This window comes from Salinivibrio sp. ML323 (assembly GCF_001995745.1).
Classification (GTDB): domain Bacteria; phylum Pseudomonadota; class Gammaproteobacteria; order Enterobacterales; family Vibrionaceae; genus Salinivibrio; species Salinivibrio kushneri.
Genome location: NZ_MUES01000012.1, coordinates 1 through 15,678, shown reverse-complemented (window position 1 = coordinate 15,678; position 15,678 = coordinate 1). Strand labels below are relative to the sequence as shown.

General features: G+C 50.8%; 11 protein-coding genes. 6 read left to right on the top strand and 5 right to left on the bottom strand.

Translation table 11 applies throughout. The features are described 5' to 3' along the window. Positions 1–489: 489 nt before the first annotated feature. The 5 genes from BZG13_RS09125 (at position 490) to ilvN (ending at position 6,747) form a co-directional block, all read left to right on the top strand. Positions 490–1,026, top strand: a complete 537-nt coding sequence (locus BZG13_RS09125; RefSeq protein WP_077486407.1) for a phosphatase PAP2 family protein — start codon at positions 490–492, stop codon at positions 1,024–1,026. Beyond that, complete coding sequence (locus tag BZG13_RS09120; protein ID WP_077486406.1) at positions 1,026–2,153, top strand: MJ1255/VC2487 family glycosyltransferase; 1,128 nt, start codon at positions 1,026–1,028, stop codon at positions 2,151–2,153. Before BZG13_RS09125 ends, BZG13_RS09120 begins: the two co-directional genes overlap by 1 nt. 153 nt (positions 2,154–2,306) lie before the next feature. Further along, the gene (locus BZG13_RS09115) at positions 2,307–4,115 is read left to right on the top strand and encodes an AMP-dependent synthetase/ligase (RefSeq protein ID WP_077486433.1); all 1,809 of its coding nucleotides are present in this window, start codon (positions 2,307–2,309) and stop codon (positions 4,113–4,115) included. 416 nt (positions 4,116–4,531) lie between these two features. After that, the gene (locus BZG13_RS09110) at positions 4,532–6,250 is read left to right on the top strand and encodes an acetolactate synthase 3 large subunit (protein ID WP_077486405.1); all 1,719 of its coding nucleotides are present in this window, start codon (positions 4,532–4,534) and stop codon (positions 6,248–6,250) included. Beyond that, complete coding sequence (gene ilvN / locus BZG13_RS09105; RefSeq protein ID WP_077486404.1) at positions 6,250–6,747, top strand: acetolactate synthase small subunit; 498 nt, start codon at positions 6,250–6,252, stop codon at positions 6,745–6,747. The genes BZG13_RS09110 and ilvN overlap by 1 nt, the downstream gene beginning before the upstream one ends. Before the next feature lie 58 nt (positions 6,748–6,805). On the opposite strand, the gene treC is transcribed toward ilvN, so the two are convergent. The 5 genes from treC to pykF form a co-directional block, all read right to left on the bottom strand. Further along, entirely contained in the window at positions 6,806–8,470 is a 1,665-nt protein-coding gene (treC, locus tag BZG13_RS09100) for an alpha,alpha-phosphotrehalase (RefSeq protein ID WP_077486403.1), read from the bottom strand. A gap of 61 nt (positions 8,471–8,531) precedes the next feature. Next, positions 8,532–9,950: a PTS trehalose transporter subunit IIBC gene (gene treB, locus BZG13_RS09095; RefSeq protein ID WP_077458159.1), complete on the bottom strand. Its 1,419-nt coding sequence runs from the start codon at positions 9,948–9,950 to the stop codon at positions 8,532–8,534. A 151-nt stretch (positions 9,951–10,101) separates the two neighbouring features. Continuing rightward, a complete protein-coding gene (treR, locus tag BZG13_RS09090) occupies positions 10,102–11,058 on the bottom strand; it encodes a trehalose operon repressor TreR (protein ID WP_077486402.1) in 957 nt (318 codons plus the stop codon). Positions 11,059–11,341: 283 nt separating this feature from the next. Further along, the gene (locus BZG13_RS09085; protein ID WP_077486401.1) at positions 11,342–12,019 is read right to left on the bottom strand and encodes a hypothetical protein; all 678 of its coding nucleotides are present in this window, start codon (positions 12,017–12,019) and stop codon (positions 11,342–11,344) included. Positions 12,020–12,118: 99 nt separating this feature from the next. Beyond that, positions 12,119–13,531 carry a pyruvate kinase PykF gene (pykF, locus tag BZG13_RS09080; RefSeq protein WP_077486400.1) on the bottom strand — a complete coding sequence of 471 codons (1,413 nt, stop codon included), beginning with the start codon at positions 13,529–13,531 and terminating at the stop codon, positions 12,119–12,121. 631 nt (positions 13,532–14,162) lie between these two features. Here pykF and BZG13_RS09075 point away from each other — a divergent pair. Further along, complete coding sequence (locus tag BZG13_RS09075; RefSeq protein WP_158074879.1) at positions 14,163–15,554, top strand: transporter substrate-binding domain-containing diguanylate cyclase; 1,392 nt, start codon at positions 14,163–14,165, stop codon at positions 15,552–15,554. Positions 15,555–15,678 lie beyond the last annotated feature (124 nt).

The following is a 15,678-nucleotide window of genomic DNA, read 5'->3' as shown; positions in this document are numbered from 1 at the left end:
AAGGGCTCTTTAATTGGCGCTTGATGTTATTTTGGCGACGTTAGATACAAAAAAACCCGCGTCTGGCGCGGGTTTTTGAGATTTGGCATTCACTGTTTTCTGCCCAAAACCTACCCGCGCGACTGGGTCACGATAAGAAGGAGGATGAGGCGTAGGTGAAACAGTGTCATGCTGATGTCCGTCAGTAAATATTCTGTTACCAGAAATAACAGAGCGATGGGGAAAGCGTCAATCTGAAAAAAACAAAACCCGTTTTCTGCGCAATGCAAAGGTAAAAAACTGGTTAATTAAACTGGATTTAAAACTAAAAGTTAGATTTTTGTGCTGTGCTCTGGCGCGGCTTTATCCAGTCTTCATTATTTTTACTTGTCCCAACGTCCCTGAGATCAAGCGGCGACGTAAATTCATCGAGATGACCCAATAACGTCACCGACCTGTCATACCGGCTGACTAGAGTTTAACCATCAGCTCGCCGCATTGGGAGGCAGGATGAGAAGCTTTACCGCGATTCAACGCTTCGATCACACGGTGTCGACCTTTTGTCTATCGCATCGCTTTAGCGCTGGCACAGCAAAAATAGCCCGTGCCGTTTCCCGTTCCGGTGACGGCCCCCTCTATTTGGTGATTGGCTTCACGGCTTGGTGGCTTCATGAGGCGGTCGGGCTCTGGTTTTTGCTCACCGGACTGACGGCTTTTGCCATCGAGCTGCCGATTTACTGGGTACTTAAACGCAGCTTTCGGCGCGCACGCCCTTCGCAGTTGCCCGCCTTTATCACGCCTTCCGATCTTTACAGTATGCCATCAGGCCATACGGCCGCCGCTTTTCTCATGGCCTCATTGCTGAGCACCTTCTTCCCTTCGTTAACTCTTTTGGTGTTCATTTGGGCCAGCCTAATCGGTATTTCGCGCGTGCTACTGGGCGTGCACTTTGTGAGCGATATCGTGGTGGGCGCTGGATTAGGGCTGATGTGCGCGACGTTGGCACGCAGTATCACTTTCGATCTTTACGGAATAACAGGTATTTAATGAAGCTTTTATACGGTGTTCAGGGAACCGGTAATGGGCATATATCGCGTGCCCGTGCGATGGCGCGTGCCTTGGCCGGATACGATGTCGACGTCGATTTTGTTTTTTCCGGGCGGCCTGCCGAGCGCTATTTTGATATGGCGCCATTTGGCGATTATCGCACATTTACTGGGATGAGCTTTGTCAGCCGTGATGGCAAAATTGATATGCTCGCCACCGCGCGACACAATCACTTGGCGCAGCTACGACGCGATATTCGCCAGCTTGATGTATCAGGCTACGATAAGGTTATCTCTGATTTTGAACCCATCAGTGCGTGGGCGGCGCGCCGGCAAGGGGTACCATCGGTGGCGATCAGCCACCAAGCGGCGTTTTCTCACGCGGTGCCCAAACATGGAGAAACGCTGATCAATCGCATGATCATGCGTTATTTTGCTCCAACAGACTATGCCATTGGCTTGCACTGGTATCACTTTAACCAACCGATCTTACCTCCGATTATTGATACCACTCCGGTAGATAAAGCGGTGACACCGCCGGCTGCGGAGAGGGCGGTGCTGGTGTATCTTCCCTTTGAATCTTTATCTGCGGTGAGTGAGTTGTTGTTGCGCTTTAGCCAACCTTTTATCTGCTTTCACCCCGAGGTTAATGCGCCCTATCAGCGTGAAAACCTAACGCTCATGCCCTTAGGCAAAGAAAGCTTTCACACAGCGCTAAATCAGTGCCAGGGCGTGATTGCCAATGGGGGATTTGAACTCCCTTCCGAGGCGTTAAGCCTAGGGAAAAAGCTCCTTTTAAAGCCATTGTCTGGTCAGTTTGAACAGTTGAGTAATGTCGCCACACTTTCTCAGCTTGGGCTAGCACATAGTATGGATAGCTTGGATGCAAGTGCGGTACGCGAATGGTTGCAGGCACCGAAGGTGGGCGCGATTGGCTACCCGGATGTTGCTCAAGCATTGGCGGAATGGCTGGTGAAAGGCGAGCTAAGTCAGACACGCAGCCTGTTTCACCATCTATGGGCTCAGGTGGATTACCCAGAAACGGTTGAGGAGTCGATTTTGGACTTTAATCGCTCATCAATACGTATGGATCCACACCCACTTAGGTTGCAACGCTTGATTCGGTAGCGCGCTGTGCGGTACGTGCGTCGATCAGCCGCTTCCACAAGGCTGAATCACGTTTTTACACTTTCGCTAGAGCATTCACTCAATTTTTCTTGAGTTTGGTCGTGCGCTCGGTACACTCGCTGTCATTATTGAGCGTACATGTGTTCGCCAAAAATGCGAACCAAGAGAGAGACAGTGAACACCCAAAACCATATCGTTACTCGCATCCGCGAGCAGATTCGCGCCCAAGGTGAACGCGAAGCCATTCGTTTTCAGCAACAGTCACAGTGGGCAAGCCTCAGCTGGCGTCAAATGGGCGAGCGAATCGATCAGCTGTCACGCTGTTTGTTAAATGCCGGGTGTGAGATTCAACAAACCATCGCTATCTTTGCGCCGAACAGCGAAAAGTGGGCGATGTTAGATTACGCCGCATTGCAAATTCGCGCCGTACCTGTGCCGATTTACGCCACCAGCACCGCTCAGCAAGCGGCACACATTATCAATGATGCGGACGTGCAATGGGTTTTCGTCGGTGACGAACAACGAGAGATCGCGGTGGCTGCTCTCGAACACTGTCCTAATGTCAAAGGGGTGATTGCCCTAAGCCAAGAGACGACGGCTCCAACGCACCCCAAGGTGTGGGATTGGGCCAGTTGGTTATTGCAAGACGACCGTGGCTACCAAGCCGAATTAGAGGCGCGCATTGACGCACGATGCATGGACGATCTGACCACCTTGATTTATACCTCCGGCACCACGGGCGATCCGAAAGGAGTGATGCTGGATTATGCCAATATCGCGGCGCAGTTGGAGGTGCATGATCAAGTCTTGGCATTAAGACCGGATGACGTGTCCTTGGCCTTTTTGCCGCTTTCCCATGTGTTTGAGCGCGCATGGAGCTATTACGTGCTTCACCGCGGAGCGGTCAATTGCTACCTCTCCAACCCGCTTCAGGTGCGTGAGGCATTGGCCGAGGTCAAACCGACGGTGATGTGTGCAGTGCCGCGTTTTTACGAAAAAATCCATGGTGCTATTCACGACAAACTCAGTCGGGCCACTGGCGTTAAACCGCATTTATTCCGTTGGGCCCTGCGCCAAGGCGAACGTCATGCTGCGCAATTACGTGCTGGCCAATCACTGTCGCAGCGTCAGCAATGGCAATTGGCGTTGGCCGACAAGCTGGTGCTCAGTAAGTTACGTGCGCTATTGGGTGGCAAGATGCGCTTGATGCCATGCGGTGGGGCGCGTCTTGACCCTGACATCGGCGCGTTTTTCCACGCGATAGGCATTAACGTCAAGCTCGGTTATGGCATGACCGAAACCACCGCCACGGTTTCTTGCTGGGACGATACCTGCTTTGACCCTCAATCGATTGGCCATCCGATGCCGGGCGCAGAAGTACGGATTGGGGCGGATAATGAAATTCAAGTGCGTGGGCCGATGGTGATGCGGGGTTACTTTAATCAACCCGATGCGACGGCGGCGACCTTTACCGAGGATGGCTTTTTGAAAACCGGCGATGCGGGGTATCTCGATACCAAGGGCAGCGTGTTTATCACCGACCGAATCAAAGAGCTAATGAAAACCTCTGGCGGTAAGTATATCGCGCCTCAACGGGTAGAGGGCGCTTTGGTACGTGATCACTTTATCGACCAGATTGCGGTGGTGGCTGAGGCGCGTCATTTTGTCTCTGCCTTGATTGTACCTTGCTTCGATGCCTTGGAAGAGTGGGCGAGGGCGGCCAATATCGAATATCACAATCGCAAAGAGCTGCTAAAACACGCTGATGTGGTGGCCTTGTTTGAAAAGCGTTTGCAGAGCTTGCAACATGAATTGGCCAAATTTGAGCAAGTCAAACGCTTTACCTTGTTGCCGCAGGGCTTTTGCATGCACAGTGGCGAACTCACGCCGACTATGAAACTGCGCCGCAAAGTGATCCTTTCTCGTTACCAAGATCACATTAATACGATGTATCAGCGTTAGTTTGGTGTACCAAAGCGAGGAAGATTTCTCATGGCTGAGAATCTTCCTTTTTTCCTGCTATTTTTATGCCTTTTCCCCCTCTTTTCTCCTCATGTCTGGATAGCAAATCTGGCAAAGTGGCGATTTTATAGTGGATGTTTCCAATTTCATCCCCCTTGGTCAGCGTAAATCAGCAACATTCACTCAACATTTAGATTAAAAATGTAAATACTGATTAGCTAATAGACAGTTTTGCAAATAAAACGTTACATTGATTGCAGCTTCATTCGAAGCAGGCCAAATGACAATCTAACGCCGCCTTACCGCCAGTATTTGGTTTAGATGTCCGCGTGGTGAGTGACCACCAGTACATCCAAGCGTAAGGGGCAAGATTAGGCTAAAAGTAAGTCCTAACTATGCAGACAGGGAGGCGTAGAGTGGAAATGTTATCCGGTGCCGAGATGATCGTGCGCTCCATGATCGATCAAGGCGTAAAACATATTTTTGGCTATCCAGGCGGGTCGGTGCTGGATATTTACGACGCATTACACGAAAAGAGTGATATTGACCATGTGTTGGTGCGTCATGAACAAGCCGCGGTGCATATGGCCGATGGTTACGCACGGGCTACGGGTGAAGTGGGCGTGGTGCTGGTCACCTCAGGCCCAGGGGCAACCAATGCGATTACCGGTATTGCCACCGCGTACATGGACTCGATCCCCATGGTGGTCTTTTCTGGCCAGGTCATGAGCGGCCTGATTGGCAATGATGCCTTCCAAGAATGTGACATGGTGGGGATTTCCCGCCCGGTGGTCAAACACAGCTTTTTAGTTCAACGCGCCGAAGATATTCCCAACATTGTTAAAAAAGCCTTTTATCTTGCCGCGACGGGACGTCCTGGCCCTGTGGTGGTCGATATTCCCAAAGACATGCTGAACCCGGCACAAAAGCACCCATATCAGTACCCTGACAGTGTGCGCATGCGTTCTTACAACCCGACCACCTCGGGACACAAAGGGCAGATAAAGCGTGGTTTAAAAGCGCTGTTGGCGGCGAAAAAGCCGGTGCTGTATGTCGGTGGCGGTGCCATCATGGCCGACTGTGGTGAACAAATCCGCCAGCTATCAGAAAGCTTGAACATCCCGGTGGTTAGCACCCTGATGGGGCTGGGTGCCTTTCCCGGCACCCATGAGTATTCGCTGGGCATGCTGGGCATGCATGGTACCTACGAAGCCAACATGGCGATGCACCAAGCCGACCTGATTTTTGGTATTGGTGTCCGGTTTGACGATCGCACCACTAATAATCTCGAAAAATACTGTCCCGATGCCACCATCATGCACATTGATGTGGATCCCTCGACCATTTCCAAAACTGTCTCGGCCGATATTCCTATTGTCGGCTCTGCCGATGCTGTGCTCAGTAGCATGCTCAAATTGCTGGTGGAGCAGGGAGGCAGCAACGACAGCGATGCGCTCAGCACCTGGTGGCACAATATTCAAACTTGGCGTGAGCGCCAGTGTTTGAAATATGTTGCTGATCCTGAGCGGATTAAACCGCAGCAGGTGATTGAAACCTTGTACCGCCTCACTCATGGTGATGCCTATGTGACCTCGGATGTCGGCCAGCATCAAATGTTTGCCGCACTTTATTATCCGTTTGATAAGCCACGCCGTTGGATTAACTCCGGCGGCTTAGGCACCATGGGCTTTGGGCTTCCCGCCGCCATGGGGGTCAAGTTCGCGCTACCGGACGCGCAGGTGGTGTGTGTGACGGGGGATGGCAGTATTCAGATGAATATTCAAGAGCTCTCCACCGCGTTGCAATATGACATTCCGGTGGTGATTGTGAACCTCAATAACCGCTTCCTCGGGATGGTGAAACAATGGCAGGACATGATTTATCAAGGCCGTCACTCGCACTCTTATATGGACTCGGTACCAGATTTTGCCGCGATCACTGAGGCTTATGGTCACGTGGGAATGCGTATTAGTCATCCGTCCGAGCTGGAAGCCGGCCTAGAAAAGGCGCTGGCAATGAAAGATCGCTTAGTTTTTGTCGATATTAATGTCGATGAAACTGAGCACGTGTATCCGATGCAGGTACGCGGCGGGGCGATGAATGAAATGTGGTTGAGCAAAACGGAGAGAACCTAATGCGCAGTATTGTATCGGTTTTAATGGAAAACGAGCCGGGAGCTTTATCGCGGGTAGTGGGCTTATTCTCTCAGCGTGGCTACAACATTGAGTCGCTCACGGTGTCACCGACCGATGACGCGACCTTATCGCGCTTGAATATCACCACCTCGGTAGTGAGCGACGCGGATCGCGAGCAAATCGAAAAGCACCTGCACAAGCTGATTGATGTGCTAAAAGTGAGCAATGTCACCGAGAGCGATCACATTGAGCGTGAACTGGCGTTGGTGAAAGTGAAAGCCAGCGGCTTTGCCCGCGCGGAGGTAAAACGCACCGCCGATATTTTCCGCGGGCAGATTGTCGATGTCACGAAYTCGCTTTACACCGTGCAGTTGGCCGGTGACAGTGACAAGCTGGATGCCTTTATTCGCGCGGTGGGTGAAATTACCGACATCATTGAAGTCGCACGCAGTGGTGTGGTGGGCATTGCACGCGGAGAGCGAGCGCTGCGCCAGTAATCAAAGCCACTCATTGTGTTAGAAAAATGGCACGCCTTGGCGTGCCATTTTTTGTCGGTTAAGCGGGATTAATCAAATACACCAAGGCTTCATAGGGGGCCAATTGCATTTCTGGCATTAACGGCTTGGCTTCGGGGTAATTATGGCTCACCAAGTCTGCGTTCGGAGCAGGGGCGACAGGCAAGGTCGCTGTGACCGGTTCGCCATAAAAGTTACACACTACCACCAGTTGGCTGTCGCCATTGTCGCGACGATACGCGAGTAGCTGTGGGTGGTCAGGCAGCAAGTCCTGATAATCCCCTTCACGGATTACAGGTAAGGTYTTACGTAGGGAAATCAGCTGCTTGTAGTGATAGAACACCGAGTCTTCATCCGCCAAAGCGGTGTCGACATTGACGTCAGCATAGTTAGGCGCAGGCTTTAGCCAGGGTGTGCCTGTGGTAAAACCGGCGTTTGTTGAACTGTCCCACTGCATGGGGGTACGCGAATTGTCGCGTGAGCGTGCAGCCAGAATGGCTAACACTTCCCCTTCAGGCATGCCTTGGTCGCACAGCAGACGGTGCATGTTGCGGCTTTCGACGTCTTGATAGTCATCAATACGCTGATAGCCAGGGTTGGTCATGCCAATTTCTTCCCCTTGATACACGTAAGGCGTGCCTTGCTGCATATGAATCGCGGTGGCGAGCATTTTGGCGGAGGCAACGCGATGGTGGCGATCATCACCAAAGCGGCTGACCACACGCGGTTGGTCGTGGTTACACCAAAACAGTGCGCCCCAACCTTGATTATGCAGGCCATGCTGCCAAGTGCGGAAAAGCTGTTTTAGGGCCAGGAAGTCAAACGGCGCCAGTCGCCACTTCTCGCCGCCCGGATAATCGACTTTTAAGTGGTGGAAGTTAAACACCATGGAGAGCTCTTTGCCATCTGGCGCGGAATATTGCTGACAATGCTCCAAGGTGGTCGAAGACATCTCGCCTACAGTGACGCTGCCGTAACGCTGGAAAATGTCGCGGCTAATTTCTTGCAAGTAGTCGTGAACGCGCGGACCGTCGGTATAAAAGCGGCGACCATCGCCTTGATGATCATCAGGGAACGACTGATCTTTGGAGATCAAATTGATCACATCGAGGCGAAAGCCATCCACGCCTTTTTCGGCCCAAAACGCCATCACCTCTTTGACGGCCTCCCGCACCGCTGGATTTTCCCAGTTAAGATCGGCTTGTTCGGTGGCAAATAAGTGGAGGTAATACTGGCCGGTTGGTTCATGCCATTGCCACGCGCTACCGCCAAATTTTGATTGCCAGTTGTTTGGAGCGCCGCCGTTAACCGGATCTTTCCAGATGTAATAATCGCGATAGGGGCTGTCCTTGCTGGCAAGCGCTGATTGAAACCAAGGGTGCTCGGTTGAGGTATGGTTAATCACAATATCCATGATGATGCGGATGTCGCGTTTATGCGCTTCGGCCAGCAAGGTGTCGAAGTCGTCCATGGTGCCTAGGCTAGGATCAATCGCGTAATAATCGGCAATGTCGTAGCCGTTATCGACTTGTGGCGATACATAAATGGGGGTTAGCCATAACGCGTCGATGCCCAAGGTCGAAAAGTAGTCCAGCTTTTCGATAATGCCTGGCAGATCACCTGTCCCTGTTTGTGTGGTATCACGGAAGCTCTTTGGATAAATCTGATAAATGGTGGCCGTTTTCCACCAGGGATGTGCGTGCATAATGTCTCTCTTAACGCTAAAAAAAGCGGGGAGCGTTCCCTCCCCGCAGACGGAATGGGAATTAGGCGACCGCCAATTTGCCTTTGCTGGCCTGGCGGCGGTACATAAAGGCGGTGAGTGCGATTGGCACTAAGATGGCGATTAACATCGCGACCACGTAAACACCCCAGAATTGTGGCTGAATAGATAAGATGCCTGGTAGACCCCCGACACCAATACCGTTGGCCATCACACCGGAAAGACCACACACAATCGCCGCTAGCGCCGAGCCAACCATGGCGCAGAGCATCGGGAATTTGTAGCGCAGGTTAATCCCGTACATGGCCGGCTCTGTCACGCCAAGGTAGGCGGAAATCGCCGCGGGCACCGAAATTTCGCGCTCGTTTTCTTTCTTGCTGACCCAAATAATACCGACTACCGCCGAGGCTTGTGCAATGTTGGACAGGGCAATCAGCGGCCAAATAGGTGTGCCGCCCATTTCCTGCATTAGCTGCAAGTCCACCGCGTTGGTGGTGTGGTGAACCCCGGTGATCACCAAAGGTGCATAGAGGAAGCCAAACAGCGCTGCACCGATAAAGGCGAAATCACCGGTCATCGCCGTGCGAGCTAAGAAGGCGACGCCGTTGCCGATTTCACGCCCAAATGGACCAATCAGGGTATGCGCCAAGATCACGGAAGTCAGCAGCGCAACAAACGGCACCACCACAAGATAGAGGTAATCTGGAATAATCCGTTTTAACTGGGTTTCGATAAATGCTAGCGCCATACCGGCAAACATCGCTGGGATCACCTGTGCTTGATAGCCGACTTTTTCAATTGAGAACCAGCCAAAGTCCCACACTTCAGGCATTTCTTTACCGATAAGGTATGCGTTCATCAATTGGGGGGATACCAGGGTAATACCCAGAACAATACCCAAAATGGGGGTGCCGCCCATTTTTCTCACCGTCGCCCAACACACACCGACAGGGAGGAAGTGGAAGATAGCTTCACCAAGCAGCCACAAAAAGCCGTGAGCAGTGGCCCAAAACTCGCTGATCTCGGTCAGAGTTTTGCCATCGAACATGCGGATATCGCCGATCACATTACGGAAGCCAAGGATCAGACCACCGGTGATAATCGCGGGCAAAAGGGGCACAAAGATTTCCGCGAGGTGTGAGATAGCACGCTCAGTTAGGCTCATATTTTGGCGCGCGGCTTGTTTGGCCTCATCTTTTGACTGGCCTTCCACGCCGGTTTGCGCTTCCAATAGGGCATACACTTGATCAACATTGGTGCCGATCACGACTTGAAATTGGCCGGCACTGGTAAAGCAGCCTTTGACCATGGGGATCGCTTCAATCGCGGCCACGTCCGCTTTTTCTGGATCATTTAGTACGAAACGTAAACGCGTGAGGCAGTGGCTAACGGTTGCGATGTTGTCTTTGCCGCCAATATGAGTGACCAATTGGTCGATGGCTTTTTTATCTATCTGGCTCATAAGCAATCCTGTATTGCTGTAGGGTATTCATTGGTAACGTTCCCACTCATTATGGATCCTACTATCGAATTTATCAGTGGAATCGTTCCCATTATTTGAAAACCATCACAGAGAAATCTGTAACTGCCTGATTATTGGTGTGAGCCGCCGCTTAGGGAGTGACTAGGTGGCAAGGTTGTGTCCAGTGGCTAACCACGGGAGCGTCGTCATCCAGCTGCTTGAGCAGCAAGTCAGCCGCATGTTGCCCTGCTTGATGGTAACCTAGCTCCACACTCACGGCGCGCGGGAACATGAAACGAAGCATGTCATGGTTACCGATGCCACCAATGGCGATATCTTCACGATTTAGGGTTTGTAGCCGTTTGGCAACCCCTAGCGCCAGGGTGTCTGACGCACAAACAATCGCATCAGTATGCGAGTTCATGAAGGCATCGGTGGCTTCATAGGCGGCGTGTAAGCGCATTTCACAGCGATGTAATTGTGGTGAGAGTTGGTGGCGTTGGCAAAAACGCTGATAGGCATCGGAGCGGGCAAGGCCGGTGGTTTCATCGCGCTCATCAATTCCCAAGAAGGCAATATGACGACATCCTTGATGATAAAAATGGTCCATCACTTGTGTGACTGCGCCTTGGTTGTCATAGCTGACGCTAATGTATTGATCACTATCAACGGCCAGAACGACACAGTTGGGAGCGAAAGGCGCGAGCGCGTTGAGATCACAGCCAGAAAAACCAAAAAAGATAATCCCATCAACATTGCGGCGTTTCAGCACATCCAGATGTGCTTGGGCTTTTTGTTGTGAGAACTGACTTTCCATAATGGCGGCGTCATAGCCTTTGGCATATAAGGTGTTGAGCAGGCCCGTCAACGCGGTGTTTTCAGAATTAGAGCTGAGCTTTGCCACAATCACACCCACGACGCCACTGCGTTGTGCGCGCATCGCACGTGCAGATTTGGAGGGCATAAAGCCGTGTTGGTCAATCACGGCTTGTATTTTCTCGCGCGTACTGTCTTTGACCCGTGGATCATCGTTTAACACACGAGATACGGTCGATTTTCCCACCCCGGCTAAGCGGGCGATATCCAAAATCGTCAATGCTTTTGTCATCTTGTTCTCTGTCGTCACACTAAATCAGCAGCTTAGTCGCCGCCTGTTGGAGTGTGATGATAACAGGCGAGATTGGCGCTTGCGATTTATTGATTAATTTGTAAACTAATGCCTGATTTTTGAACAGACATCCCGCTTTAGACTGAAATGATGATGAGTCACCCTTTACTACAAACAATCAATAAGTGCTTAGTACGTCTCACCACCTTGACGTTGGCCGTGATGGCCGTCAAGTTTAGTGCCATCTATTTGGTACCGTTAGCGGTCTTGATAAAAACCCACTTCAAAGAAATTGTCCACTGGTAAAGGTGTTGAGCCTTTCTCCGGCCGCAGTATTAAGCCCCAGCCAGTAGTGTTGATAAGCGTGACTATGAGCCTGCGGTCGCGCAGAGACTAGCCCGCGCAATACTGGCATTAAGCGCTGCCAACTGGATGCGAATTCAAAGCCGATATCGGGATGCGTGAGGTAGCGTAAATGCTGGGCGACAAGCGGCTGTATCGCGTCTGCAAGATACGGATTGATGCCGGCAAAGAGCGTGTAATGAAGCTGCTGATGCYAATGCGCCAAGGCAGCGAGGTCACGATAATCCTTGGCAGGCAGATGCTGTAGGCTGTGCAGTAAGCCCAGTAGGGTCAATGAGGTCGGCTCATCCAACCGAGGCGGCAGCCTATCCATGAAAGCGCCAACCATCGCCTGTATGCCAGCCGCGAGAGGTTGCCAGTCTGGCTGACTTAAGGGCATTAACTGGTATCCAAGGTGGGGTTGGTAGCTGATGCGTCCGGCCATGGCGAGTAAATGCAAGCCATCACGCGCCGTTGCTGTGGTTAAATCAAGCTGCTCGCACAAGGTGGCGACGGTGAGTGAATAATGGCCATGCGCATTCGGTGTCACTGTGAGCTGGCGGGTTAATATAGCTCCCCAAATATGTGCCATGGCTTCTTGTGCTTTGGTTGGTTTCATTGCGCTTCCTGCTGTCCCTTTTTTATCATGCCACTAAACGGCGGATAAAAAAACGCCCCGACAGTGTCGAGGCGCAGGTGTTGCTTATCGGTGCTTAAATTACAGCACGTGCACAGAGGCCGTGTTAGTCGTACCAGATGGCACGAGCGCACCTGACACCATGACGACGATATCGCCTTTGTTCGCTAAGCCTGACTCTAGCGCGATGGTTTTACCACGACGGTAGAACTCATCGGTGCTATCGATGCTTTCGATCATCACTGGTGTCACCCCTTTAGTCAGACACAGATGAGCGGCTGTTTTCGGGTTCGTGGTGACTGCGACAATGTTGGCGGTTGGGAAGTATTTACGCACTGAGCGCGCTGACTTACCCGCTTCAGTCGCCACCACAATTAACGGGGCACTGAGTTTTTGAGAGGTATCAACCGCGCCTTTACAGACCGCTTCGGTGATACGCAGGCGATCGCTATCAAGGCGAGAGCCGAGGGCTGGAGACATTTGACGGTCTGTGCGCTCACAGATTTGTGCCATGATGCTCACCGCTTCTAATGGGTATTTCCCTTTTGCCGACTCACCTGACAGCATTACTGCATCTGTGCCGTCCATGATGGCATTGGCCACGTCACCGGCTTCTGCGCGGGTTGGGCGTGGGTTTTTGATCATTGAATCCAGCATTTGTGTTGCAGTGATAACCATCTTGCGTGCACGGTTACACTTTTCGATCATCATCTTCTGGGCGAAGATCACTTCTTCAACGGGGATCTCTACCCCTAGGTCACCACGAGCAACCATGATGCCGTCAGACGCTTCCAAGATAGCGTCAAAGTTGTCGACACCTTCTTGGTTCTCAATTTTAGAGATGATCTTGATGTCGCTACCGCCGTTTTGCGCCAATAGCTCGCGGATTTCTTCTACGTCTTCTTTCTTACGAATAAATGAGGCCGCAATAAAGTCAACGCCTTGCTCGCAACCAAACTTCAGGTCCGATTTATCTTTTTCAGCCAGCGCTGGCAGGCTGACAGAAACGCCTGGCAGGTTAACGCCTTTGTTTTCACCCAGCTCACCGTTGTTGAGTACTTTACAAACCACTTCTTTTTCAGTCGTTTCTAGTACTTCCATCTCAAGCAGGCCATCATCAACCAGTACTGTATCACCCGCTTTTAAATCTTGCGGCAGACCGGCATAGGTCACGGCAACGCGCTCTTTATTGCCCACAACAGAGGTATCTGTGGTGAAGGTAAAGGTTTGACCGGCTTTTAGTAGCACATCATCGCCACCTTCCAGTTTTACCGTACGGATCTCAGGACCTTTGGTATCCAGCAAGATAGCGGCTTGTTTGCCAGTTTGCTTCATCACATTACGCAAGTTAGCGATACGCGTACCATGCTCTTGGTAATCGCCGTGTGAGAAGTTAAGGCGCATGACGTTCATGCCAGCTTCAACAAGCTGAGTAAGCATCTCTTCAGATTCGGTTTTTGGGCCAATCGTACATACGATTTTGGTCTTTTTCATCGACACATTTCTCCGGTCAAAAATTGAAACATAAGCCTGATGCTTTCTCACAACACACCAAAAGTGTAATTTTACCACGCACTTTTACGACTTAAGTGGCTGTGAAAGCGAATTTTTTGCATTTTTCAATGACGTTACCGCAGCTAGGGTGGCTGTGGTGACGTCACTGTTTATCGATCGTGAGTATAGATTGTCTGCCGTGATCTGTGTTGATCACGGGCAATAAAGGCTTCATTGACAATAAAGCACTCAATAGTGCACCTGCCTCATCAGTCTTCCCTCCCTTTGGGGCGTGTAAATTTACCACAGCTGATGATTTAAATCATTACAACCTGGTGACAGCGCACCAGCGAATCAAGATATTTTTATCATGATTACGCTATCTGTTGATGTTGCTATCTTTACCATACGACGTATTCCGTTTTGCTGCTTTTATCAGCCATTAGTGGCCATTTGCACGCTTTATGATGTGATCTAGCTTCCAATTTGAACTGGATCATGCTTTTTTATTAAGTCTTTTGCGTTCCCTTAGAATTTATCTACCATCAAGACTCTTTGAATGGACTGCCTAATAATGTTTGCGCGCACTTTTCGACTTTTGACAGGGATGCTGCTTCTAGCCTGCACGTATATGAGTACGTTTGCATGGGCTGACGACGCCTATCTGTCAGAAGAAAAAGACATTTTAGTTATTGCGCACTCATCTGAATGGAAACCCTACAGCTACATACCTGGTAACGGGCAACCCAAAGGGTTATTGATTGACTTTTGGCAGGCCTACGCGAAATACAATCACACGTCGATTCAGTTTATGTTGGCCGACTGGTCGGATTCTCTGGCCTATATGAAAGAAGGCGGTGATCGCATTCATGCGGGGCTACTCAAGTCCGCCGAACGTGAAGCCTATTTAGACTATGTGGCCCCCATTTTTAATACTAATGGCTCACTCTATGTAGAAAATCAGTCGGGGCAAGTCAGTAAGGATCCTTTAGCCGCAGGCAAAGTGGTGGGCGTGGTTGATGGCAGTTACGAATCTTGGTTTTTAGCCGAGCACTATCCTGATGTAGAGCAAAGACGCTTTCGGCGGAATGAAACGCTATTTAGTGCCGCGCTCGATGGCGAAATCAGTGCGCTTGTTGCCGATACCCAAACGGCAAACTTTTACTTTTTGACCCAAGGTAACCCGCTTGCGTTTGTCGCAGAGCAAATCCTTTACACACGCCCGATTTATGCGGCCGTGCCCAAAGGCAATCAAGCGCTACTAAAAGAGGTACGCGAAGGCATAGATAATATCCCTGCGGCAGAGCTGTTACGCATCAAGCAAAAGTGGATCAATACCGAGCGCGTTGAGGCTTACCCRGCTTGGCTTATTCCTAGCATTGTACTGGTGATGCTGTTAGGCGCGGTGACCTATATCTTTATTCTTAAACGTATGGTGTATAAACGCACGGTCGCATTGCGCCGAGCCAATGCCCGTTTGCTAGAGTTCGCCAATACCGATCCTTTGACACAGCTGTTAAATCGCCGTGGACTTGAAACCTATTTTACCCGTTTAAAACCTAAGCTGAGCCGTCAACAGGAAATGGGGTTGATTTTGATTGATCTTGACCATTTCAAGCAGGTCAACGATACCTACGGGCATATGCAAGGCGATAAAGTGCTAGTACACCTGGCAAGTTACCTGAAGCGGTTTGTTAAAAAAGGGGCAGCGGCGCGTTTAGGCGGAGAAGAGTTTTGCATCTTATGCCCGACCCAAGATTTAGATGCTTTAATTGAAATGGCCAATCACATTCGCTGTGATATTGCGGAGACGGTGTTTGAATTTGGCGGCGCGGATATTCGTGTCACCGTGAGTATCGGCGCGATTGTTTCTAGCGATGTGGTGGAGGAGATAAAGCAACTAGAGTTAGATGCGTTGATCCATGCCGCTGATCTTCTCATGTATCGCGCGAAAGACAGTGGACGTAACCAAGTGATGCTCGCCTCTTCGCAATCCGTCAATACCCCCATCGCCGAAATATAATACCGTTTGCTGTCGGGTAAAAGCTGTCTTGCTAACCCCCTCGTCTTTTAATTTCCTATTGCTCTCCAGCCTGTCTAACCTGTTGCACTGTATAATAAAACTTATTAAACAACACCTTAGCGAC